The organism is Bacillus sp. DC4300-2b2, assembly GCF_049895685.1.
GTDB classification, from domain to species: domain Bacteria; phylum Bacillota; class Bacilli; order Bacillales; family Bacillaceae; genus Bacillus; species Bacillus safensis.
Window position 1 is genome coordinate 69,226 of sequence record NZ_JAFCSW010000001.1, and the last position, 23,690, is coordinate 92,915.

General features: G+C 41.5%; 25 protein-coding genes. 19 read left to right on the forward strand and 6 right to left on the reverse strand.

Annotation, left to right across the window (positions count from 1 at the left end; genetic code table 11):
- Nucleotides 1–24: 24 nt before the first annotated feature.
- Nucleotides 25–1,317 (forward strand): sensor histidine kinase, encoded by a 1,293-nt coding sequence (locus ACP69X_RS00445; protein WP_073979087.1) that lies wholly within the window; start codon nt 25–27, stop codon nt 1,315–1,317.
- On the opposite strand, the gene ACP69X_RS00450 is transcribed toward ACP69X_RS00445, so the two are convergent.
- Entirely contained in the window at nt 1,318–1,494 is a 177-nt protein-coding gene (locus ACP69X_RS00450; protein ID WP_162860193.1) for a hypothetical protein, read from the reverse strand.
- Nucleotides 1,495–1,586: 92 nt separating this feature from the next.
- Between ACP69X_RS00450 and ACP69X_RS00455 the strand changes: the two genes are divergently transcribed.
- Nucleotides 1,587–1,979, forward strand: a complete 393-nt coding sequence (locus tag ACP69X_RS00455) for a kinase-associated lipoprotein B (protein ID WP_426052322.1) — start codon at nt 1,587–1,589, stop codon at nt 1,977–1,979.
- On the opposite strand, the gene kapD is transcribed toward ACP69X_RS00455, so the two are convergent.
- Nucleotides 1,976–2,593 carry a 3'-5' exonuclease KapD gene (gene kapD / locus ACP69X_RS00460; protein ID WP_426052323.1) on the reverse strand — a complete coding sequence of 206 codons (618 nt, stop codon included), beginning with the start codon at nt 2,591–2,593 and terminating at the stop codon, nt 1,976–1,978. The two genes, ACP69X_RS00455 and kapD, sit on opposite strands and share 4 nt — an antisense overlap.
- 217 nt (nt 2,594–2,810) lie before the next feature.
- Between kapD and ACP69X_RS00465 the strand changes: the two genes are divergently transcribed.
- The 3 genes from ACP69X_RS00465 to ACP69X_RS00475 all read left to right on the forward strand — a co-directional run bounded on the left by ACP69X_RS00465 (nt 2,811) and on the right by ACP69X_RS00475 (nt 6,427).
- Entirely contained in the window at nt 2,811–3,989 is a 1,179-nt protein-coding gene (locus ACP69X_RS00465; RefSeq protein WP_221885112.1) for an MFS transporter, read from the forward strand.
- 107 nt (nt 3,990–4,096) lie between these two features.
- Nucleotides 4,097–5,998, forward strand: coding sequence for a transglycosylase domain-containing protein (locus ACP69X_RS00470; RefSeq protein WP_047203301.1), 1,902 nt, complete (start codon nt 4,097–4,099; stop codon nt 5,996–5,998).
- 18 nt (nt 5,999–6,016) lie between these two features.
- Nucleotides 6,017–6,427 (forward strand): thiol-disulfide oxidoreductase DCC family protein, encoded by a 411-nt coding sequence (locus ACP69X_RS00475; protein ID WP_268474728.1) that lies wholly within the window; start codon nt 6,017–6,019, stop codon nt 6,425–6,427.
- A 44-nt stretch (nt 6,428–6,471) separates the two neighbouring features.
- Here ACP69X_RS00475 and ACP69X_RS00480 read toward each other — a convergent pair whose 3' ends face one another.
- Nucleotides 6,472–7,029, reverse strand: coding sequence for a YufK family protein (locus tag ACP69X_RS00480; RefSeq protein WP_039181089.1), 558 nt, complete (start codon nt 7,027–7,029; stop codon nt 6,472–6,474).
- Between the two features lie 186 nt (nt 7,030–7,215).
- Here ACP69X_RS00480 and malK point away from each other — a divergent pair, with 186 nt between their 5' ends.
- The 7 genes from malK to ACP69X_RS00515 all read left to right on the forward strand — a co-directional run bounded on the left by malK (nt 7,216) and on the right by ACP69X_RS00515 (nt 16,197).
- On the forward strand, nt 7,216–8,814 hold the full coding sequence (gene malK / locus ACP69X_RS00485) for a malate sensor histidine kinase MalK (protein ID WP_404527490.1): 1,599 nt from the start codon (nt 7,216–7,218) through the stop codon (nt 8,812–8,814).
- Nucleotides 8,807–9,514 (forward strand): response regulator, encoded by a 708-nt coding sequence (locus tag ACP69X_RS00490; protein ID WP_024423307.1) that lies wholly within the window; start codon nt 8,807–8,809, stop codon nt 9,512–9,514. The genes malK and ACP69X_RS00490 overlap by 8 nt, the downstream gene beginning before the upstream one ends.
- Nucleotides 9,515–9,906: 392 nt before the next feature.
- Nucleotides 9,907–10,989, forward strand: coding sequence for a BMP family lipoprotein (locus ACP69X_RS00495; protein WP_041088485.1), 1,083 nt, complete (start codon nt 9,907–9,909; stop codon nt 10,987–10,989).
- A gap of 159 nt (nt 10,990–11,148) precedes the next feature.
- Nucleotides 11,149–12,684, forward strand: a complete 1,536-nt coding sequence (locus tag ACP69X_RS00500; protein ID WP_039181099.1) for an ABC transporter ATP-binding protein — start codon at nt 11,149–11,151, stop codon at nt 12,682–12,684.
- A complete protein-coding gene (locus ACP69X_RS00505; RefSeq protein ID WP_039181102.1) occupies nt 12,677–13,723 on the forward strand; it encodes an ABC transporter permease in 1,047 nt (348 codons plus the stop codon). Before ACP69X_RS00500 ends, ACP69X_RS00505 begins: the two co-directional genes overlap by 8 nt.
- Nucleotides 13,724–14,683: an ABC transporter permease gene (locus ACP69X_RS00510; RefSeq protein WP_041088483.1), complete on the forward strand. Its 960-nt coding sequence runs from the start codon at nt 13,724–13,726 to the stop codon at nt 14,681–14,683.
- Between the two features lie 176 nt (nt 14,684–14,859).
- Nucleotides 14,860–16,197 carry a 2-hydroxycarboxylate transporter family protein gene (locus tag ACP69X_RS00515; protein WP_047203307.1) on the forward strand — a complete coding sequence of 446 codons (1,338 nt, stop codon included), beginning with the start codon at nt 14,860–14,862 and terminating at the stop codon, nt 16,195–16,197.
- A gap of 73 nt (nt 16,198–16,270) precedes the next feature.
- Here ACP69X_RS00515 and ACP69X_RS00520 read toward each other — a convergent pair whose 3' ends face one another.
- Nucleotides 16,271–16,480 (reverse strand): hypothetical protein, encoded by a 210-nt coding sequence (locus ACP69X_RS00520; protein ID WP_041088479.1) that lies wholly within the window; start codon nt 16,478–16,480, stop codon nt 16,271–16,273.
- A 219-nt stretch (nt 16,481–16,699) separates the two neighbouring features.
- Here ACP69X_RS00520 and ACP69X_RS00525 point away from each other — a divergent pair, with 219 nt between their 5' ends.
- Genes ACP69X_RS00525 through mnhG form a run of 7 tightly spaced genes read left to right on the forward strand, consistent with a single transcriptional unit; the run spans nt 16,700 to nt 22,470 of the window.
- Nucleotides 16,700–19,105: a Na+/H+ antiporter subunit A gene (locus tag ACP69X_RS00525; RefSeq protein WP_305960657.1), complete on the forward strand. Its 2,406-nt coding sequence runs from the start codon at nt 16,700–16,702 to the stop codon at nt 19,103–19,105.
- Nucleotides 19,102–19,533 carry a Na(+)/H(+) antiporter subunit B gene (locus ACP69X_RS00530; protein ID WP_041088475.1) on the forward strand — a complete coding sequence of 144 codons (432 nt, stop codon included), beginning with the start codon at nt 19,102–19,104 and terminating at the stop codon, nt 19,531–19,533. Before ACP69X_RS00525 ends, ACP69X_RS00530 begins: the two co-directional genes overlap by 4 nt.
- The gene (locus ACP69X_RS00535; protein ID WP_024423316.1) at nt 19,533–19,874 is read left to right on the forward strand and encodes a Na(+)/H(+) antiporter subunit C; all 342 of its coding nucleotides are present in this window, start codon (nt 19,533–19,535) and stop codon (nt 19,872–19,874) included. Before ACP69X_RS00530 ends, ACP69X_RS00535 begins: the two co-directional genes overlap by 1 nt.
- On the forward strand, nt 19,867–21,345 hold the full coding sequence (locus ACP69X_RS00540; RefSeq protein WP_073979081.1) for a Na+/H+ antiporter subunit D: 1,479 nt from the start codon (nt 19,867–19,869) through the stop codon (nt 21,343–21,345). Before ACP69X_RS00535 ends, ACP69X_RS00540 begins: the two co-directional genes overlap by 8 nt.
- Nucleotides 21,346–21,351: 6 nt before the next feature.
- Nucleotides 21,352–21,831: a Na+/H+ antiporter subunit E gene (locus tag ACP69X_RS00545; protein ID WP_024423318.1), complete on the forward strand. Its 480-nt coding sequence runs from the start codon at nt 21,352–21,354 to the stop codon at nt 21,829–21,831.
- Complete coding sequence (locus ACP69X_RS00550; RefSeq protein ID WP_039181117.1) at nt 21,831–22,112, forward strand: Na(+)/H(+) antiporter subunit F1; 282 nt, start codon at nt 21,831–21,833, stop codon at nt 22,110–22,112. Before ACP69X_RS00545 ends, ACP69X_RS00550 begins: the two co-directional genes overlap by 1 nt.
- The gene (mnhG, locus tag ACP69X_RS00555; RefSeq protein ID WP_024423320.1) at nt 22,096–22,470 is read left to right on the forward strand and encodes a monovalent cation/H(+) antiporter subunit G; all 375 of its coding nucleotides are present in this window, start codon (nt 22,096–22,098) and stop codon (nt 22,468–22,470) included. Before ACP69X_RS00550 ends, mnhG begins: the two co-directional genes overlap by 17 nt.
- 91 nt (nt 22,471–22,561) lie before the next feature.
- On the opposite strand, the gene ACP69X_RS00560 is transcribed toward mnhG, so the two are convergent.
- Nucleotides 22,562–22,951, reverse strand: a complete 390-nt coding sequence (locus ACP69X_RS00560; protein WP_041088470.1) for a hotdog fold thioesterase — start codon at nt 22,949–22,951, stop codon at nt 22,562–22,564.
- 23 nt (nt 22,952–22,974) lie between these two features.
- Complete coding sequence (locus ACP69X_RS00565; RefSeq protein ID WP_024423322.1) at nt 22,975–23,616, reverse strand: response regulator transcription factor; 642 nt, start codon at nt 23,614–23,616, stop codon at nt 22,975–22,977.
- Nucleotides 23,617–23,690 lie beyond the last annotated feature (74 nt).

A 23,690-nucleotide genomic window follows, 5' to 3' on the forward strand; every position in this document is an offset into this window, starting at 1 on the left:
ATTATTTACGAGGAGAGCATTTAAATGGAAATGTTCAAGGATTTTCTGCTCCATGTATCTTTTATTCTATTTCCAATCTTTTTATATCATGCGCTATGGCTAAGCCGGACCCCTGCTCATTTCCCAAAAACGAATAAACTGCTCATCACAGTATTCGCATCCATCTCTTCAGCACTATGTATTATGTATCCAGTTGGTTCGATTTTAGATTTGCAGACTGGGCTTCAATCCATTCCCCTTGTACTTGCTATTTTATACGGAGGATACATGGCGGGGAGCGTTGCCATCTTGATAAGCATCATTGTTAAATTCGTGATGTATGGCTCTTTCTTATGGATTGGACTCATTGTTGTCCCAATTTACTTTTTCATCCCGTTCCTGTTCTACCGAAAATGGCATCAATATTCGAAGCCAAATAAGCTTTTTTACGGAGTGCTAATCGGTTTATCTAAGGGATTCTTTATTTACATTGGACTGCTTGCGGTCAGCTTAATGGCATACAGCCCAGCTTTTATTATGCAGCAAAAGCTCCTTGAGTTATTTTTCTCAACTCTTTACTACATATTCTTTCTTGTGCTCAGTATCTATTCCATTGAATTCGTTAAAGAAAATGCGGAAATGAGAACACAGCTTGTCCAATCAGAAAAACTGACCATTGTAAGTGAACTTGCTGCAAGTGTCGCCCATGAAGTACGCAATCCGCTGACAGTTGTGAGAGGGTTTATTCAATTGCTCTTTTCGAGTGATCATACAAAAGAGCCGCCTGCCAATAAAGATTATAAAAATCTCGTTCTGTCCGAATTAGACCGGGCGCAGGACATTATCACGAGTTATCTTGACATAGCAAAACAAAACTATTATCAAATTGAATCACTCAATCTATCTAAATTACTTGAGGAATGTGCATCACTGATGACATCCTATGCGAATTTTAAATCGGTCACGATTCATCAATCCATTGAACCTGACTTATACATTCAAGGTGACGTAACGAAGATCAAGCAAGTCATGATTAATTTAATCAAAAATGCGATAGAAGCAGCTCCCGAACATGAAGGGAAAATTGAACTTTTTGCTTCGAAAGAAAATCATAAAATCTGCCTTTATTTCGTTGATAACGGTGTAGGTATGACAGAAAGCCAAATGAAAAAGCTTGGCGAACCGTATTACACCTTGAAAAATAAAGGGACTGGGCTTGGGCTGACAGTGACATTTTCAATTATTGAAAATCACCATGGAACCATTCGTTTCAAAAGCTCGCTGCAGTCTGGAACAACCGTCACCGTAAAATTTCCTGAAGATACAAGAAGAAAATAATTAATCCATTTTTTTTGTTCTTTTTTCATCTATCCGCTCCTGCTTCTTAGACGCACGCACGATGAGACGAAAACAAATAAACGCAGCAATAAAGAAAATCACCGTGGTGATAGCCGCCGGGATGTACTCCCTTTTATCTTCAGGAAAATATAGTAGAAAAAGTACGATGAATGACATCTCGCCGTTCCCCCTTTTGCTCGTTTACTTCACTATATTGGCTAAAAGAAATGAAATACCTTCCTATTGAGAAGGAAATGGAGGAATTTCACATGACAGACATTCAAATTGGACAAGTTGTGAAAGGTTTTTATAAAACAGGTGTATACGTTGGGGAAGTGACAGCAGTGAAACCATCGACCTATCTCGTTCAAGTAAAAGCTGTTCTGACACATCCCACTCAAGGCGACCTGCATCATCCGAAAGAAGCAGACGTGCCTTTTTTTCAGGAGAGGCGGGCTTTGGCCTATAGAGAACAGACAAATATCCCTCATCATATGGTGAAGCCTTATGATGGCGATATACCTGATTATGAAGTGTCACTGGAAGAAGCTGTAGAAAAAATGAAACAAGCACTCCGTGCGGATGATTCCAAATGGGCTGAAAAATCAAGAGCGTGCCTATCCTCTCTTGAGAAAGATTATTTTCCAGAAGACGTCCGCTAATCAGCCGAATCAAAAAAATGTGAGAAATCGATCAGCTCACCAATTTTGGTTGTTTGCGGATTTTCCACATAGGCTCTGTCTTTTTCAAAAAGGGTTAACAGCTGATAAGTCGTCATGGCATCATCGAGTGCTTTATGATGCTTACCAGCTCCTTCACTGCCGTATTCCTTTGCCGCTTTTCGAAGCCCTGTCAGTGTGCGGTCACCAAAAAAGGTTTTATATTCAAAGGCAAGATCCCTCAGCTTCCCCTTAAAAGGAAAGCCAATGTGATTGAGCATACAATTTTGCTTCAATACCTTCATGTCCATGTTGCCCCACGTAATAATCTCACAATTCTCTCCCCCATCAAGTGATAAGAGCTTCTCGATAAACGCCTCAAAAGAAATCCCGCTCTCTACATCCTGCTGCGTAATTCCGAGGAAAGATTTACAGCGCTTCGTCAGCTTCGGGAACTTTTTCGGTTTGACGTAGCTGGAGAATGTGTCTATGATCGTTTCATCTGCTGCTTTCACTACCCCAGCTTCAATAATTTCAGGAAAAAAGTTTTGTGGATGATATTTTCCATCAGGCATCGTAAATTCAAAATCGACCACAAGCACCGTCTTCTGTTCCACCAGTCTCACCTCTCTTTTTCGTCAGTTTTCATTCTCATACCATTATATTAAGGTGGACCTTGAAATCACTTCATTTTCGTGAAAATAATGCAGATTCACTACGCCCAACCTATTCATCTGATGAAAGATCGCTTATTTTCCTTTATAATTATTCAGGAACACGAAATAAATAAAGAAGGTGGTCTCTATCACAAACAGGAAAAAAAACTTGTACATCATGTGGTTTGTGAACTTTTTTGTATCTGCGAGCATTACAATGATCGTCCCTTTTTTATCACTTTACATAGAATCTCTTGATAGCAGCTATTCAAATGAATTTGTTCAAAGATGGAGCGGCTATGTCTTTGGAGTCACGTTTTTAACGGCCTTCCTGATCTCTCCGATCTGGGGGCGGATTGGCGACCGGCATGGCTATAAAAAAATTTTACTAATTAATGGAATTGGCATCGCCACAAGTATTCTATTAATGGGGCTTGTGCACACCGTGTATCAGCTATTCGCACTAAGGCTCTTCATGGGGCTTGTCACAGGCTTTATCTCGACTTCCATGGCACTGATTTCTGCACAGACCGAAAAGGCAACTGCCGGTAAAACCCTTGGAACGATGCAGATGAGTAATGTCGCCGGAGGATTGTTTGGTCCATTAATGGGCGGATTCATGGCAGACAGCGTCGGATTTATTTATACGTTTTTCCTCACAGCGGCTGTCATTTATGTGTCAGCTATTGTGATTATCTTCGGAGTGAAAGAACAGCCGATCCGGTCAAAAGAAGCAAAGCGTGTTTCTTACTCACGGAAGGATGTACTCTTTCACATTTTCAAACAGCCTTTACTTATAGTCACGATGCTTTTAACGTTTATTACACAAGTAGGAAACTTTAGCATTCAGCCGCTTTTGGCTTTATACATTCATGATTTACATGGTCCTGTCAATCTCGCTTTTTATGCGGGGCTTGCATTTTCTGCAACTGGACTTGGCAATTTGCTGTTTACTCGAAAATGGGGAGATCTCGGAGATCGAATTGGTCACGACAAGGTGCTGCTTGCCCTTCTCATCCTCTCCTCTATTTTATTCATCCCGCAAGCAATGGCGGATTCGTACGTGATGTTAGTCATTTTCCGTTTTCTATACGGGATGGCACTTGGTGGGATTATTCCGTGTACGACGGCGTATATTCGGATCAAAGCACCTGCTTCTATGCAAGGGGAAGTGCTCGGATACAATGTCAGCTTCCGCTTTCTTGGGAATGTCGTTGGTCCGGTGATCGGGGGCATTGTGGCGAGTCATTACGGGATTCCAGCTGTCTTTTATGTCACTGCCGGCATTTTTCTGTTTGGCGCGTTATTTTTATGGGCGGTCCGCTCGCATGCGAAGACAAAGGAAAGGAGTGTCTGATCATCTTCAGATACTCCTTTTTCTTGCGGAAAAGCCTTATTCACTAGACTTCACGCCCATTCTTTTCTAAAAATAACCTTCTCGTATTCGCAAAAGAATGGTACGATATGGCTAGAAAATTGAAGAAAGTGAGTGACCTCATGTTTCGTGCAATCATTGGTTGGTTATTACTTGCTGCCCTCATCCCATTATTTGCTCTGACTTTTTATCTATCAAAGGAAGAAGCTGCAAGTGTAAAGCCTGTTAACGAAGTGCTTGATCAAAAAATCAAGCTGGAAAAGATAGATTTTTCCCAAAACAGTTATATGTATGACCGGGATGGTTCTCTCATCTCCGAGATCGTCTCAAACGATGAGAACCGAGTGTTCGTGAAATACGATAAAATTCCTGAACCTGTGAAGGAGCTGTTCCTCCGATCAGAGGACCGCAACTTCTATGACCATAAAGGCATTGACTTTATGGGGGTGGTTCGTGCCCTTGCTGCAAACGTCAAAAACCATGGCATCAGCCAAGGAGCGAGTACGATCACACAGCAGCTGTCCCGTAACTTATATTTAAGCCATGAACGTTCGTTCAGCCGAAAGTTTACAGAGCTGCTCTATTCCTATGAACTTGAGCGGAAATTCTCGAAAGATGAAATTCTCGAAAGCTATTTAAATACGATTTATTTCAGTAATGGTGTTTACGGTGTCGGTTCTGCGGCTAATTACTATTTTGATAAGCCGCTTAGTTCTTTAACACTCGCACAAATGGCATTTATCTCTGCTATTCCAAACAACCCAACACTGTATGACCCATTAAAACAGTTCAAGCACACAAAGAAACGCCAAGAACGACTGCTTGGTATTTTGAAGAAAGATGGCGTCATCACCAAAAAGCAATACAAAAAAGCCGTCAAAGAAAAAATCAGTCTATCCTTAAGTGAAAAGAAAAACCTTTACCCTGACTATGTGACATATGCCAATGAAGAGTTTACCGATCTTGTGTCTGATCAGGAGGGCTTTACAAAACGATTGAAGAAGGCCAAAACGGCTGAAGCAAAAAAGGCAATTCAAAAAGAATTATCTGAAAAGGTCAGTGCTCTGCTCCAGGATGGCGTGAAGATTTATACGGCGCTTGACCCTTCCTTACAGCAAAGAGCTGTCTATCAGCTCAATGCTCAATTGCCTTACCAAGGGGTCGAAGGTGGATCAGCCGTCATTAATCATGAAACGCATCAAATTGTTGCACTTGCTGGCGGGAAAAATTATAAGAAATTTGATTTTAACTATGCTTATCAAGCGCAAAGACAGCCTGGTTCTGCGATTAAGCCGCTTTTAGACTATGCGCCTTATATTGATCAAACCGGTGCAACGGCTTCAAGCACTATCAGTGCCGGCAAGTTTTGCAGCAGCGGATACTGCCCGCAGAACTATAATCATAAAACGTATGGAACAGTCACACTTGAAACAGCCTTTAAAAATTCTTACAATACCCCTGCGATCCGAATGCTGGATACAGTAGGTGTCAAAAAAGGCTTCAGCTATTTAGAGAAGTTCTCATTCGAGCATATCGTAGCAGATGATTACCGCCTTCCTTCTGCACTTGGCGGATTTACGAAAGGCTTCTCACCGCTAGAAATAACAGATGCGTACACCGTTTTTGGCAACCAAGGAGCCTACACACAAAGTCATTCGATCACAAAAGTGACAGACTTAAACGGCAAGACCCTTTACAAGTGGAAAGAGTCGCCAAAGCAAGTATATTCTCAGCGGACAAATGAAACGATGCGTAAGCTGCTTTCCTCCGTTGTAAAAAGTGGAACAGGGAAAAAAGCGAATTTCAATGCCCCTTATATCGGTGGTAAAACAGGGACATCCAATGACTACAAAGATATTTGGTTTGTGGGACTGACAGATCAGTACACAATGGGTGTCTGGGTCGGAAGAGATAGAGGAACGGTTGAATCGATTTATCGTTCAAGCCCGCACTTACGTATTTGGAAAAATACGATGCAATACGCCAGATAAACAGGAGGTTTGATTGCGATGCATTCAACACATCCATCCCATTTAATTTTATTTGACGGTGTCTGCAACGTGTGCAGCGGCGCTGTTCAATTTGTGATTAAGCGCGATCCGAAAGAACGGATGATGTTCGCTTCATTACAATCAGATACAGGACAACGTATCTTAAAGGAAAACGGTTTGCCTTTAGAAGAGTTCAATTCATTCATTTATATTGAAAAAGGGACCCTTTATACGAAGTCAACAGGCATCTTAAAAGCCGCGCGGCATTTAAAAGGGATCTACAGATGGAGCTTTTTACTCCTTGCCATACCTCGCCCAATCCGTGATTGGTTTTATGAGCTGATTGCAAAAAATCGCTACAAATGGTTTGGTCAAAAAACATCTTGTATGATGCCTACACCAGATATTCAAAAGCGGTTTCTTTCATAAAAAAAAGCATCCTCCAATGATAGGAGGATGCTTTCTTTGTCTGCTTACGAAGGCAGACTTGCCATCACACTGTTATAAAGCTTAATAAATAAGTACAAAATACCGATCAAAAACGTCGCCCAAAACAGCAGAATAAACATCATAAATCCAATCAAATTCAGCATATTAAGCGATTGATAAATGCGAACCACAACCCAGATAAAATAGACAAGACTTGCTAATGCAAAAAGTCCGACTAGCAGAATGAGCTGCTGCGTCAACAGAAATGCAAGCAAGCTGGCAAATAAATAAACAACGGATGCAATCCGAATTTTCTTTAAGTTCTCCCCTTCAGGGTCCTTAGCGAAAAAGAGTAACGCCAGCTCTAATACCGTATCTGCAATCAGTTTTAAGGCAGATAAGATCATAAAATAAACAAGTGCAAAAGCGGCAAAAAGAGCAAGACGGATGCCCTGTTCTGAGAAAAATTCCAGCATTCCTTTTAAAATACCTGCTTGAGTCAAGAAATCAGTTGTGATACCTACTGTAAAAATCGAAAAAGCAGAGCTGAATAGTAAGATTGAAATCAGCGGAAAATATCCAGTCAAATATGTATTTTTCATAAATAGTTCCTTTCTCATAAGCTCACATTTATTATGGCTCACTTAAAACGGATTGACAAGATGCTTTCAAAGTAAACTGACAGCAAAATCAAATTTATGATTTTGCACGTACATTCCTTCACAAACTTACATTTTCCCGTTAAAGTATTACTGTTACGAAAAAAATCGCGCGTTAGGGGTATACTCGTGAAAAAAACTTTAAGACTGCAAACACGGCTGACGATCTTTGTGTGTATCGTTGTCCTGATCTCCCTTTGTATCACATTCTTTACGATATGGTCGGAAACAGCCAAGAACATTCATCAGCAGGAGCGTGACATTGCTCTCTCTACTGCCAAAATGGTCGCAGAGGCACCGATCACAGCACAATCATTAGAAGATCATTCATATTCAGCATTACGAAAATATACAACAAATGTTCAGCAAATCACCAAAACCGAATTCGTTGTCGTCATGGATATGAAAGGTATCCGCAAAACACACCCGAATCCGCAGAAGATTGGGAAACGGTTTGCCGGCGGTGATGAAAAAGCAGCTTTACAGGGAAAAGAACATATTAGTACGGCTTCTGGAACACTCGGCAGATCCATGCGTGCTTTTGTTCCTGTTTATGATCAAAATGGTAAGCAGCTCGGGGCTGTGGCCGTAGGGATTACGTTAAAGGAAATTGACTTGATTATTCATCAAAGCTTACTTCCACTCTACTTCGTCACATCACTCAGCCTCCTATCTGGCATCATCGGGGCACTCATTGTGGCAAGAAAAGTGAAGAAGATTATGTTTGGACTTGAGCCGGATGAGATTGCCACTTTGCTAAAAGAACGAAGTGCCATGCTAGAATCAACAAAAGAAGGGATTCTTGCCGTCGATCAGCACGGTAAAATCAAGCTGGCCAATGCAGAGGCAAAACGACTCTTTCATAATATGGGCATTATGGTTGATCCTAGAGAAAAAGATGTTCAAACTCTCCTCCCTTCAAGCGGCTTAAAACAGGTCATTGAAACACGCAAGCCGCTGCTTGATCGTGACGTGAGAATGAATGGACTGGAGCTCGTTTTTAATGAAGTACCAATTACAGTAAATGATGAGATTGTCGGGGCCATCGCCACCTTCCGTGACAAAACAGAAGTCAAACACCTGGCTGAGCAGCTTAGCGGGGTCAAAATGTATGCGAATGCCCTCCGTGCCCAGTCACATGAATTTATGAACAAGCTTCATGTCATTTTAGGTTTGGTCCAGCTCAAAAACTACGATGACCTTGGCACCTACATCAAAGATATTGCCATTTATCAGCAAACGGAAACAAATGAAATCATCAACCATGTGAAAAACTCTGTTTTAGCAGGATTTTTACTAGGAAAACAAAGCTATATCAGGGAACAAGGCGCTTCCTTGGAGGTTATTTGCAGCACACAAGTGCCAAATACGGAGGACCCGGCAGTGACGCATGACCTCATTACCGTGATTGGCAACCTGTTAAATAATGCACTCGATGCGGTTTCACATACTGAGACGAAAAACATCTCGATCTCCTTCAGATACGTTCAGGAGCAGCTTCACATTGAAATCACGGACACAGGTGTTGGTCTCACAAAAGAAGAACAAGACATCATGTTTGATCAAGGCTTTTCAACTAAAGGAGAAGACCGAGGTTTCGGACTCTACTTCGTTGACCAAAGCATCAAGAAATTGAATGGACATATGATTGTCACGAGTGAAAAAGGAGAAGGAACGACCTTTAGTCTCCGCATTCCGTATAAACAAAAGGAGGATTCACATGATTAATGTGTTAATAGTAGAAGATGATCCAATGGTTGGGGAGCTGAACAAACGCTACCTGACCCAAATCGATGGCTTTGAGCTAAAGGGGATTGCCACCTCTTTTCAGCAAGCGCTTGAAGTGTTAAAAACAGAAGTCATTCACCTCGTACTGCTCGATATTTATATGCCAGGTCAAAATGGGCTGGCATTACTAACAGAAATTCGCCAGCAAAATCATGCAGTTGATGTCATTGTCATTTCGGCTGCAAATGAAGTGGACGTTGTCCAGCAAACGATGCGAAACGGAGCGGTTGATTATTTAATCAAACCTTTTGAGTTCGAACGATTCCAATCAGCACTGGCAGAGTATAAACGGAAACACGCCCTGTATCAATCCATGAACAGCATTTCGCAAAATGATTTAGATGCGAAGCTTTTTCATAAAAAAGCAGAGGCGGAAAAAGTCCTCCTGCCAAAAGGCTTGACCAAAAGCACACTCAAACTCATATGGACAAGCATTCAATCATTTGGTCAGCAGGCTTTCACGACCGAAGACCTAGCCAATCATACAGAAATCTCTCAAGTCTCCATTAGAAAATATTTGAAATTCCTTGAGGACATCGAAGTGGTGGATGTTGAAATGGCTTATGGGACAATTGGACGTCCTGTTTTCCAATATAAACTGAACACGAGCAATATGAATTTGATTCAGCAATATCTTTAAACTGTTACATCTGACCTTCACGAAAGGCCAGATGTTTTTTTATGGCATACGATGTAACAAACCCCTTGATATCAGTGGTTCTACTGTAATAGAGCACATCACAAAAGCGGCATTATATCATATTTCGGCAGATAAAAAGACATCAAATAAAGCCATTTAACATTTTTTTAAAAATAAAACAAATTTCTATTTATTTATTCGATAGGAAATGATAAATTATGATTGATTAGTTCAACGAGATATAAGTCTGATGTCTTACATCTTCTCTCCTGCCCTCCATAAGTTTCATGAGAAAGCAGGATAAAATACCCTCTTTAGGGTGAGAAGAAGATAGATCGGTCTTTTTTCGCGAGACTTTTCTGAAACTTTTAAATTTTATAGGGGGTTATGTTTTGAAGAAGCGCAAAATTGGACTAGCATTGTCCTTAGTCGTAGCAGCAGGAACCATCCTTGGAGCATGCGGCAACTCTGGCTCAAACAGCGGTGAAAGCAAAAAAGATAAAGATCAATTCACTGTTGCAATGGTAACTGATGTCGGTGGTGTCGATGACAAATCGTTTAACCAATCAGCTTGGGAAGGTTTACAAGCATTTGGGAAAGACAACAATCTAAAAAAAGGTAAAAACGGCTTTGATTACTTACAATCTAAATCAGATGCTGACTATACAACAAACTTAAACACACTTGCTCGTGAGAAATTCGACCTGATTTACGGAATTGGTTTCTTAATGGAAGATGCTATATCTGAAATTGCGGATCAACGTAAGAAAAACCACTTTGCTATCGTTGATGCAGTCGTGAAGAAAGACAACGTAGCCAGCATCGTGTTTAACGAAAACGAAGGATCATTCCTTGTGGGTGTTGCGGCTGCTCTTTCTACAAAATCAAACAAAATTGGTTTTGTCGGCGGCGTTGATTCTGAATTAGTCAGAAAATTCGAAGTCGGTTTCCGCGCAGGTGTTGAAGCAGCGAACCCAAAAGCAAAAGTTGAAGTGAAATATGCTGGTGCATTCGATAAGGCTGACATCGGTAAAGCAACAGCTGAAAGCATGTACAAATCTGGCGTCGACATCATCTATCATGCAGCTGGCGGCACTGGAACTGGTGTCTTCACAGAAGCGAAAAACCTGAAAAAAGCAGATCCTAACCGTAAAGTTTGGGTCATCGGTGTAGATAAAGACCAGTATGACGAAGGAAAAGTACCTGGAACAAAACAAAGTGTCACTCTTACTTCTATGGTTAAGAAAGTAGACACAGCGGTACAAGACTTAACAACGAAAGCAAAAGATGGTAAGTTCCCTGGCGGCGAAGTGATCACATACGGTCTGAAAGAAGGCGCTCTTGACATCTCTCCATCTAAGGAAAACCTTGATAAAGATGTATTAAAGAAAGTGGAAGAATGGAAACAAAAAATCATCAAGGGCGAAATCAAAATCCCTGCAACACGTGATGAATTAAAAGATTTTAAAGCTTAATTTGAGCATCGGGATAAGCGCGCCTTATCCCCTTGCCTCTCCTTTACCTCCTCTTTATTCGTAAAAGGTGGTAAAAGAAAAGCTGCAGCCTCGTTTTGCAGCTTTTCTTTTGCTAGTTTTTATCTTCATCAGCACCCTAAAAAAGGAGCGGTTAAACCTGTGGATTATGTCATTGAAATGTTGAATATACGCAAAGAATTCCCTGGCATTGTAGCAAACGACAACATTACGCTGCAGCTAAAAAAGGGCGAAATTCATGCGCTGCTTGGTGAAAACGGCGCTGGAAAATCAACGCTCATGAACGTGCTTTTCGGACTGTACCAGCCTGAAAAAGGTGAAATCAAGGTACACGGAAAACCTGTGACCATCTCTAGTCCAAACGATGCTAGTGATTTAGGCATCGGAATGGTGCATCAGCACTTTATGCTTGTCGATACCTTTACTGTCGCTGAAAACATCATTTTAGGTAAAGAGCCAAAGAAGTTTGGAAAGATTGACAAAGAACAAGCCATACAGCAAGTACAGGAGCTTTCTGACCGCTATGGTTTGAAAATAGATCCTGCCGCAAAAGTATCTGACATCTCTGTCGGTATGCAGCAGCGTGCAGAAATCTTAAAAACACTTTACCGCGGCGCTGACATTTTGATCTTCGACGAACCAACGGCCGTTTTAACACCTCAAGAAATCAAAGAACTCATACAAATCATGAAAAACTTAATCAATGAAGGCAAATCCATTATTTTAATCACCCATAAGCTGAAAGAAATTATGGATGCCTGTCATCGCGTGACCATTATCCGAAAAGGCCAAGGCATTCGTACACTTGATGTGGAAAGCACAAATAAAGACGAACTTGCAAGCCTCATGGTTGGCCGTGAAGTGTCATTTAAAACAGACAAAAAAGCTGCTTCTCCTGCTGAGGAAGTTCTTCAAATTCAAGACCTCACAGTAAAAGACGCCAGAGGAATTGAAGCGGTCAAACAATTGAACCTCTCAGTGAAGGCTGGCGAAATTGTTGGAATTGCTGGGGTAGACGGCAATGGCCAGTCTGAATTAATTGAAGCCATTACAGGGCTAAAAAAATCAGAATCTGGCACGATCATGCTAAACGGGAAAGCCATTCAAAATCTCCCGCCTCGTAAAGTGACCGAATCTGGGATTGGGCATATTCCTCAGGATCGTCATAAACATGGACTTGTACTCGATTTTTCAATTGGAGAAAACATTTCCTTACAAACGTATTATCAGCGTCCTTATTCAAAATTCGGCTTATTGAATATGAAGAATATTTATCAAAAGGCAAAACGAATCATTGCGGAATATGACGTTAGAACACCGAGTGAATATACAGAAGCGCGCGCCCTATCAGGCGGTAACCAGCAAAAAGCTATTATCGGCCGTGAAGTTGACCGCAATCCTGATTTATTAATTGCCGCTCAGCCAACACGAGGACTTGATGTTGGTGCGATTGAATTTGTTCATAAACGTCTCATTGAGCAAAGAGACTCTGGCAAAGCCGTTTTGCTCATCTCCTTTGAGCTTGATGAAATTATCAATGTCAGTGATAAGATCGCTGTCATTTTCGAAGGCAGCATTGTGGCCATTGTTGATCCAAAAGAAACAACAGAGCAAGAGCTTGGCCTATTAATGGCTGGAAGTACGCAACAGGAAGTGGGGAAAGAAGCAAATGTCTAATCGCTTAACAAATCTGCTGATTCCGCTTATAGCCATTGTACTTGGTCTTTTGGTTGGGGCCATTATTATGCTGGCAAGCGGTTATAGTGTCATCGAAGGCTATGGCGCCCTTTGGAATGGCGTTTTCGGTGAAACCTATTATATGGGAGAAACCATCAGGCAAGTGACACCTTATATTTTATCAGGTCTTGCTGTTGCCTTTGCATTTCGGACAGGCCTGTTTAATATCGGTGTCGAAGGTCAAATGCTTGTTGGCTGGGTAGCTGCTGTATGGATTGGAACAACTGTCCATGCACCTATGTATATTCATCTGCCTCTTGCACTCATTACCGCAGCTGCTGCAGGTGCTTTATGGGGCTTTATTCCTGGATTTTTAAAAGCTCGTTTTTATGTGCATGAGGTCATCGTCACCATTATGATGAACTACATTGCCCTTCATGTCACAAACTATTTAATCTCAAATGTCTTAACAGATAATAAAGATAAAACAGATAAAATCGATGCCACTGCATCTCTTCGCTCTGGATTTTTTGAGCAGATCACTGATTTCTCCCGGATGCATAACGGTATTTTTGTTGCCATTATTGCGGCCGTCGTGATGTGGGTCATTATTCAAAAAACTTCTAAAGGGTTTGAGTTACGGGCTGTTGGAATGAATCAGCAGGCATCACAGTATGCTGGCATGAACGTTCGCCGCAATATCATTTATGCGATGCTCATTTCAGGTGCTTTTGCAGGTCTTGCAGGCGCTATGGAAGGCCTTGGTACATTTGAATATGCCTCTATTAAAGGCTCGTTTACAGGCGTAGGTTTTGATGGAATTGCCGTCGCTTTATTAGGTGGAAATACGGCTGTTGGTGTTGTCCTTGCTGCATTATTGCTTGGTGGATTGAAGGTCGGTGCATTAAATATGCCGCTTGAATCAGGCGTACCGACTGAGGTTGTTGATATTGTCATTGCGATCATCATTCTTTTCGTCGCCTCAAGCTATATTATTCGTCTTGTGATTCAACAAATGAAGAAAAAGGGGGGAAAATAAGTGGGATTTCTGCAAATACTTGAAATCATCGTCCCAGCTACACTTGTTTATGCTGCACCACTTATTTTAACCGCTCTTGGAGGCGTCTTTTCAGAAAGATCAGGTGTTGTCAATATCGGTCTTGAAGGTTTGATGGTCGTCGGAGCATTTTCCAGTATTATCTTTAACTTATTTTTTGCTGATACGTTTGGAGCCTTGACCCCGTGGATTGGGCTTCTCGTCGGAATGGCCGTTGGCGGATTGTTCTCACTGATTCATGCAGTTGCGACCATTACCTTCCGAGCTGATCAAACGGTCAGTGGTGTGGCCATTAACATGCTAGCTCTTGGCGCTACATTATTTGTCGTAAAACTGATTTACGGAAAAGCACAAACTGATAAAATTACAGAGCCTTTCTATAAAGGAGATATTCCCCTTTTAAGTGACATTCCGATCATTGGTGATATTTTCTTTAAAGATGTTTATTATACGTCCATACTTGCTTTAGCCCTTGCGGTTGTTGCATGGTTTGTTTTATTTAAAATGCCATTTGGTCTTCGTCTTCGTGCAGTCGGAGAGCATCCAATGGCAGCAGATACAATGGGAATCAAAGTGTACCGAATGCGTTATATCGCTGTCTTCATTAGTGGACTGTTTGGCGGTCTTGGCGGAGCTGTTTATGCCTCAACGATCGCCCTTGATTTCTCCCATGCCACCATTACTGGACAAGGCTTCATCGCACTAGCTGCGCTTGTATTCGGTAAATGGCATCCATTTGGCGCAATGGGAGCTGCTTTATTCTTTGGATTTGCTCAAAGCTTAAGCATCATTGGTTCTCTCCTGCCGCTGTTCCAAGATATACCGAATGTATATATGCTTATAGCACCATATGTGCTCACCATCTTAGCACTTACTGGCTTCATCGGACGTGCTGATGCACCAAAAGCACTTGGTACACCTTATTTAAAAGGAAAACGATAAATACGATGTATGATCAATCCCCTGAAGGACAAACTACCTTCAGGGGATTTTTGTATGATAAAAAACTCAAAAACTCCTGTTTATTTTACTTTTATTACACTTATTTTAGTTTAATAAATAGATGAGTGTCACAGAATCTTCTACAATTGAGACAAATAGCATTTGGGGGTGTTTATGTGGCTAATGCACAACAATTGAAATCGATTACAGACGATTCTGACAATAATAAAAGCGTTTTCCGTAAGATCATGTCTTGGAAAATTGGTGTTATTGATCTACCTGTGTATTTAGTACTTGCAGCGATTATTTTAACTGCCGCTTATTTTAATAAAATTCCAGCAAATATGCTTGGTGGTTTCGCTGTTATTATGATTTTGGGGATTTTCCTTGGAGATGTAGGACAACGTATTCCAATCTTAAAAGATATTGGTGGACCGGCGATTCTTTCTTTATTCGTACCATCGTTCCTGGTCTTTTTTAATGTTCTGAATCCGAACTCATTGGAAGCGGTTACGTCTCTTATGAAAACGTCGAACTTCCTTTACTTCTATATTTCTGCTCTTGTAGTAGGTAGTATTCTTGGGATGCAGCGGACTGTTTTAGTACAAGGCCTTATTCGTATGTTTGTCCCTCTAGTTGCAGGTACAATTGCAGCTGTGAGTGCTGGTATCCTTGTTGGCCTTTTAGTTGGTTACACACCGCATCATTCATTCTTCTTTATTATTGTACCGATTATTGCCGGTGGTGTTGGAGAAGGGATTTTGCCATTATCTATCGCTTATTCACAAATTCTTGGTGTATCAGCAGAGTCATTAATTTCTCAATTAATTCCTGCGGCTGTCATTGGGAACGTCATTGCCATTATCTGTGCTGGCGCAATGAAGAAGCTTGGTGAGAAACGTCCTGAACTGAACGGGAATGGCCGTCTTGTGAAATCTAAAGAAGCAAACGAAATTTTCGAGCAACCAGATATGGATGCAAAAGTTGATTTCGGTTTAATGGGTGCTGGTGTACTCGTTGCTTGTACAACCTTCATCTTTGGTGGTTTGTTAGAAAGCTTTGTTCATATTCCTGGTCCAATCTTAATGATTGTTCTTGCTGCTTTAATCAAATACTTAAACGTGATGCCTCAGCATCTTCAAAACGGCTCACAGCAGTTCTACAAGTTTGTATCTAGAAGCTTTACATGGCCGCTAATGGTTGGTCTTGGTATTCTATACATTCCACTTGATGATGTAGCAACTGTCATCTCAATTCCTTTCGTATGCGTATGTATCGCTGTTGTACTCGCAATGGTTGGTTCTGGTTACTTCGTTGGAAAACTAATGAACATGTATCCAGTAGAATCTGCTATTGTCACTGGCTGTCACAGCGGACTTGGCGGTACTGGTGACGTTGCAATTCTTTCAGCTTCTGGAAGAATGGGTCTTATGCCTTTCGCCCAAGTATCTACACGACTTGGCGGAGCAGCAACTGTCATCTGTGCAACGATCTTACTCAGAATGTTTAGTTAAACATTCACACAAAAAAGCATGGGCATTCACATGAGCCCATGCTTTTTTTATATTTCTTTTCTCCTATAGGATCTTATTCATCAGCTAATACAATTCGTATATATTCCCTTGGCTGAAAAGGATACAGCTTGGTTTCTTGATAGCTCATGTGAAGAAGATGCTCAGAAAACAGCGGCCATTCACTCCCGGCCTGCCACCTTTTTTGATCATTTCGGTCAATCAAGAATGCTCCTCCTAAAATCGTGCAGAATAGGCTTAAGCTGATGGCGATCTTTCGTTTCATTTGATCAGCTCCTTTAAGAAAAGCATGTACGAAAAACAAAACAATATACAATGAGTATCATTTTTGATAAAATTATTTTTGTGGTCAAAAGAACTTAAAACAAATACAGTTTGCTTGAAATCGTTTCAAACCAATGCACTATGGCTGTATTTACGCTATAATTTTAATTACCAGTTCTTTAGAACGTGAATTTATATTGATCAAAGGAGGTTCATTTTTTTGCAGCTTATTCACTTCGCCATCCTATCACCTTTTTTACTCGCTTTTGTTGTACCTTTCCTTTACAAATATGTGAGACGTATACATACAGGATGGTTTGTTCTCATCTTGCCGATTCTTTTATTTACCTATTTCATCCAAATGTTACACATCACTTCGAATGGACGAACGCTTTTCTCACAGGCTGAATGGATTCCATCTTTAGGGATGAATTTCACTGTGTATGTCGATGGTCTCAGCCTGTTATTTGCTTTATTAATTACAGGTATCGGCTCACTTGTGGTGCTGTACAGTATTTTCTACTTATCAAAGGAAAAAGAACAGCTTGGCTCTTTCTACACGTATTTGCTCATGTTTATGACCGCGATGCTGGGTGTCGTTCTTTCTGACAACATGGTGGTTTTATACTTGTTTTGGGAGTTAACGAGTATCTCTTCCTTCCTCTTAATTGGGTATTGGTATAAGCGGGAGCGCTCTAGGTATGGAGCAACGAAATCACTGCTTATTACTGTTTTTGGCGGATTAGCTATGCTTGGTGGCTTCATCCTCATTTACCTGATTACTGATTCATTCAGTATTCGAGAAGCAGTCAATCAGCTTCAGCTCATTATGGCATCACCTTACTTTATCCCTGCCATGATCCTAATCTTACTAGGTGCGTTTACGAAATCAGCGCAGTTTCCATTCTATATCTGGCTGCCTGATGCAATGGAAGCACCGACCCCTGTGAGCAGTTATCTGCATTCTGCTACGATGGTGAAAGCCGGTATTTATCTTGTTGCCCGCTTCAGTCCAATCTTTGCTATATCAGAGGTATGGTTCTGGACCATTTCCATCGTGGGACTTGTCACATTATTCTGGGGATCATTCCACGCCGTCCGGCAAAACGATTTGAAAGCCATTCTGGCCTATTCGACAGTGAGTCAGCTCGGCATGATTATGCTCATGCTTGGCGTCGGCGCAGCTGCAATTCATGAAAACAATCCTGCCTTTTTTGGCGCAGCCGTTCTTGCAGCTATTTTTCATCTCATTAACCATGCTACGTTTAAAGGCAGTCTCTTTATGGCAGCTGGTATTATCGATCATGAAACAGGAACTCGTGACATTCGGAAATTAGGCGGATTAATGACGATCATGCCGATTACCTTCACCATTACGTTAATCGGTACATTTTCAATGGCCGGATTACCGCCATTTAACGGTTTCTTAAGTAAAGAGCTATTTTTCACAAGTATGATACGAATTTCTAAAATCAGTTTTACGGACGTTTCAACATGGGGTGCCATCTTCCCGACACTCGCTTGGCTCGCTAGCGTCTTTACGTTCATTTATAGTATGATGCTCCTCTTTAAAACTTTTAGAGGCCGTCTAAATATAGACCAATTGGAGAAAAAACCGCATGAAGCACCGATCGGCATGCTCATTCCGCCAATCATTCTGGCTGCACTTGTGGTCACCTTCTTCTTTTTCCCTAATATCCTTGCCTATTCTGTCATCGAACCCGCAATTGCGGCGATCATTCCTGAAGCGATTGAAACAGGAAGCCGTTTTTCTGTGAAAATTAAAGCATGGCACGGCTTCCAGCCAGAGCTCTATATGACAATAGGTGTTGTTGTACTCGGCACAATCGGTTACTTGACGCTTTCAAAATGGCGTCCAATGTACAACATCTTTAAGGAAAAGTGGTCATTTAACGCTTTATACGACCGCTCTCTTATCGGTTTGGAAAAAGGTTCATACCGCCTGACAAACAGTTATATGACTGGTTTTCTTCGTGACTATCTTGTCTATGTGTTTGGGTTCATGATTATCGTCATTGGCGGCGTGATGTTTTATCAGCAGGCCTTTTCATTCCAAACAGATCAGGCTGCCTCAATTGGCACGTATGAGGTGATTCTTTCACTTGTAATGGTGGCGGCGACGATTGCAACTGTATTCGCAAGCTCACGATTAACAGCTATTATTGCTCTAGGTGTCATGGGTTACACGCTGTCATTATTCTTCGTGATTTTCAGAGCACCTGACCTTGCGCTGACGCAGCTGATTATTGAAACTATTTCTGTCGCACTGTTTTTGCTTTGCTTCTATCATTTGCCGAAGCTGAGCTTAAAGCAAAAAACGAGAAGATTCAAAATGACCAATTTCATCATTTCATTAGGTGTTGGGGTTGTTGTCACTTGTCTAGCTTTTGCTTCCACAAGTCAGCAGTCAATTGACACTATCTCAACTTACTTTATTGAGAACAGCTACAAACTTGCTGGCGGTGACAATATTGTCAATGTCATTCTTGTAGATTTCAGGGGCTTTGATACCCTCTTTGAAATTACCGTGCTCGCCATTGCAGCACTTGGTATTTATGGGTTATTAAAAACACAAGCAAAACGGAAGAGAGGTGTGAGGCGATGAGAAAGGTTGATACGAATGATATGCTTTTGCAAGTCACAACAAAAATAACAGCATTCATCATCTTGCTTTTCTCCCTTCACCTATTTCTTGCGGGACATAACAATCCTGGCGGCGGATTCATAGGCGGCCTGATGAGTGCTGCGGCTTTCGTTCTTCTTCTTTTAGCCTATGATCTGAAGACAGTAAGACGCATTTTGCCATTTGACTTTATATATGTAACTGGAGCCGGTTTGCTCGTTGCGATCCTGACAGGTATGGGATCCTTTCTATTCGGTGCACCTTTTCTATCCCATGCATTTGATTATTTCCAATTACCGTTTTTAGGGAAAACAGAACTGGCGACAGCCGTCCTGTTTGATATCGGTGTGTATTTGGTTGTTGTCGGTGTCACCATGACCATTATTCAAATGATTGGAGAGAAGGAATAATGGAATTTCTAATGTCTATTATCGTCGGAATTATTTTTATGGCGGCGACCTATTTGATGCTGTCAAAGAGCCTTCTGCGGGTCATCGTCGGTACTGCTGTTTTGAGTCACGGCGTCCACTTGCTTCTTTTAACAATGGGCGGCTTAAAAAAGGGAGCACCTCCAGTTCTAAAAGAGGGGCTCACATCCTATGTGGATCCATTGCCACAAGCATTAATTTTAACAGCCATTGTCATTGCTTTTGGTGTGACATCCTTATTACTTGTCATGGCCTTCCGTGCCTTCCAAGAGCTGCGAACAGATGACATGGATCAAATGAGAGGAAATGATCAGCATGAATAATCTCGTGATCCTGCCTATTTTAATTCCATTACTAGCTGCTACACTATTGATCTTTATGAATAAAAACATCATGCTGTCAAGAGTCTTTAGTGTCTTAGCATCTCTTTCAGCCATTATATGTAATGCATATTTGGTTCAAACGATTTTCACAAATGGGATACAAACCCTTTATTTAGGCGGATGGAAAGCGCCATTTGGGATTGCCCTTGTGGCCGATCAATTTGCTGCACTCCTTGTGCTGACCGCTTCCGTTGTCGGGCTTGTGACAGTCCTCTTCTCCTTTCAAACGATTGGGAAAGAAAGAGAGCGGCTCTTCTATTATTCTGGCGTACAGTTTTTATTAGCTGGCGTGAGCGGAGCCTTTTTAACGGGAGATATTTTCAACCTATTTGTATTCTTTGAATTACTGCTGATGGCATCTTATATGCTCATTGTATTAGGCGGATCAAAGCCTCAGCTTCGTGAATCACTCAAATATATTGTGTTTAATATCATCTCGTCGGCATTATTTATTGTCGGAGTCGCCTGTTTATATGCAGTGACGGGTACGCTCAATATGGCTGATTTAAGTGTGAAAATAGCTGAATCAGGGCAAACAGGGTTAATCACTGTTATTTCCATTCTGTTCCTCATTGTATTCGGCTTAAAAGCTGGGATCTTCCCGCTTTATTTCTGGCTGCCAGGATCTTATCACGCGCCGCCAGCAGCGATTTCAGCTCTATTTGGGGCTTTGCTCACAAAGGTTGGCTTATATGCGATTGCCAGAGTCTTTACATTAATTTTTATACACGATATAGGCTTTACCCATACACTCATGGCGTGGCTTGCCGCACTGACAGTGATATTCGGTGTGATAGGCTCGATCGCCTATTCTGACGTGCAGAAGATCGTGATTTATAACATTGTCACAGCTGTTGGGGTCATTTTGTTTGGATTTGCAGCCAACACACCTGCATCACTCCAAGGTGCCATTTATTATCTCATTCACGACATGGTGATCAAAGGTGCTTTATTTATGCTGGCAGGTGCCCTCTTTGTGTATGCTGGTACAAATCAACTAAAAAAAATGGGCGGACTGATTCAATCCCAGCCTCTATTAGGATGGATGTTTTTCATTTCGGCTTTATCGCTGGCAGGAATTCCGCCGCTGAGTGGCTTTGTTGGAAAACTAAAAATTGTGGAAGGTGGATTTTCTGCTGGACACATGACGTTTTCTATCCTGGTCTTACTGTCCAGTCTCCTTGTCCTCTACTCTATTATGAAGATTTTCATGTCCGCATTTTGGGGTGAGGAACAGGATATGCGAAGAAGAAAGCCGTCAATTAAAGGAATGGTGTACCCTGGCGTACTGCTTGTCGTCTTATCGCTTGCCATTGGGTTAGGGACAGAGTTCATTGCCCCTTATATCAATCAAGCAGCGGAAATGCTCTCTACACCAGAAAAATATATTCAAGCTGTGCTGAAGGAGTAGATGAACATGGCCTTTCAAATATTACTAAACGCTCTCCTCGCCTTTACATGGATGTTTATGAATGATACATACAGAGCCGCAGACTTTGTATCAGGTTTTGCATTAGGGATGATCGCCATTTTTATGCTGCGTCGATTTTTCCCGCAGCGTTTTTACGGCTATGCCCTTTATGCGATTTTCAAACTTATCATCATTTTTATTCGCGAGCTGCTTCTTGCCAATTTAAGTGTATTAAAGACTGTATTATCTCCAAAGCTCAAGATTAAGCCCGGTATTTTCGCCTTTCGCACGGATTTGAAAACAGATTGGGAAATCACCATACTGTCCAATATGATTACATTGACACCAGGTACACTAGTGATTGATATTTCCGATGATCGTTCCATTTTATACATTCATGCGATGGATATTGAAGATGCTGAAAAAGCCATTCATGATATCCGGGTTTCATTTGAAAAAGCGATTCAGGAGGTGAGCGGTAAGTAATGGAACTCATTTTGCAAATTTCACTTGGCATTCTTGCGCTGTCTACCTTGCTTTTTGTGATACGAGTGATCAAAGGTCCCTCTATTCCTGATCGTGTGAGTGCGCTTGATGCGATAGGAATCAATTTAATTGGGATGACAGCCATCGTTTCAATTTTACTGAAAACCACTGCATTCTTTGAGATTATTTTACTGCTCGGCATCCTTGCCTTTATCGGTACTGTCGCTTTTTCCAAATTCCTTGAGAAAGGGGAAGTGATTGAAAATGATCGTCATCGCTAAAGCCATCGTGATTTTCTTTATCCTGCTAGGCGCTATCCTCTGTTTGATTTCAGCCATTGGTGTCCTTCGCCTGCCGGATGTTTACACACGAATGCATGCTGCATCAAAAGCATCGACCCTTGGCGTTGTTCTGATTTTAGTAGGTGTGTTTTTTCACGAATGGTTTCTTGCAGGCGTTATTTCTGCAAAAATCCTTCTCGGCATCGTATTCATCTTCCTGACAGCACCAGTCGGCGCACACTTAATCGGAAGAGCCGCCTACAATACTGGTGTTAAGCTCGACAAACGCAGTGTCCAAGATGATTATGGCGGTTTCCGTAACTTTGTGATTAAGCGAAAAGAAGATTCTTATTTATAAAAAGCGAAAAAGAATGGCCTGCCATGTTGGGCCATTCTTTTTTTTCGCTCAACCTCATATAAAAAAAGCTTCCGCTGCACCGGGAGCTTTTTTATATGCGATCAATGACAGCAAGTGTGCATCTTGACGTACAGATATGCCGGTCTCGATCATCTTTTATATCGATTTGAAATACCATTGTACGCCGTCCTACATGTACAGGAACAGCTGTCGCTGTCACAACTCCATCGCGTACAGATTTTAAATGATTGGCATTGATTTCAATACCTGAGCAAACTTGCTGCGTTAAGTCTAAATGAGCCGCAGCCCCCATGCTCGCCACTGTTTCTGCTAGAGCAGCAGATGCTCCTCCGTGCAGCAGCCCAAATGGCTGTTTTGTTCTGTGATCGACTGGCATCGTTGCAACGCATCGTGACACATTGCACTCTACAATCTCAATGCCTAGTGCCTCAAGCAGTGTATTTGATCCGCTCACATCCATTAAGGCCCTCTCCCTTCACACGTTTACAGCACACTTTCAGACTTGGCAATTAACACCGCTTCTGTACGAGATCCAACATTCAGCTTATTAAAGATGGATGTCAAACTGTACTCAATTGACCGTTTGCTCAAATGAAGCACATCGGCAATCTCTTGGTTCGTGTATCCTTTTTCTACTTCTCTAAGGATCAAACACTCCCGTTCGGTTAAGAGATCGTGATCAGTCTGCTGCGCCTGTTCTGGCTTTTCTTGCTGCTGTGAAATTAATTTCTTTAAATAGGACAGCTGAATGACAACTTCCCCTTGCAATGTCCGGTGTATGTATTCAATAATTTTGTCTTTCGTCTCTGTTTTGCTAATTGCACCGTGTAATCCAGCCCGAATAGCCTCTTCAAAATAATCATCTACTTCATACCCTGTATAAATGATAATTTTCACTTGATGGTTGGTTTCTAAAATTTGTTTCGCAATGTCCATTCCATTGATATCCCCGAGATTTAAATCCATTAAAATCACATCATAGATGGAAAAGTCATGCGTCTTTAAAAAGGCGGCTTCTGCATCAGGACTTAAACAATCGACTGATAGCTGCTGGTCTGATTCTAATATGCTTTTTGTCCCTTCCATGACAGCCGGATGATCATCAATGACCAATATCTTCTTCATGTCTTCCTCCCTTTAAATCACTCACTTCCATTTTATATAAAAGACTTGGCTGATGCCAAGTCTTAATCCTTAAT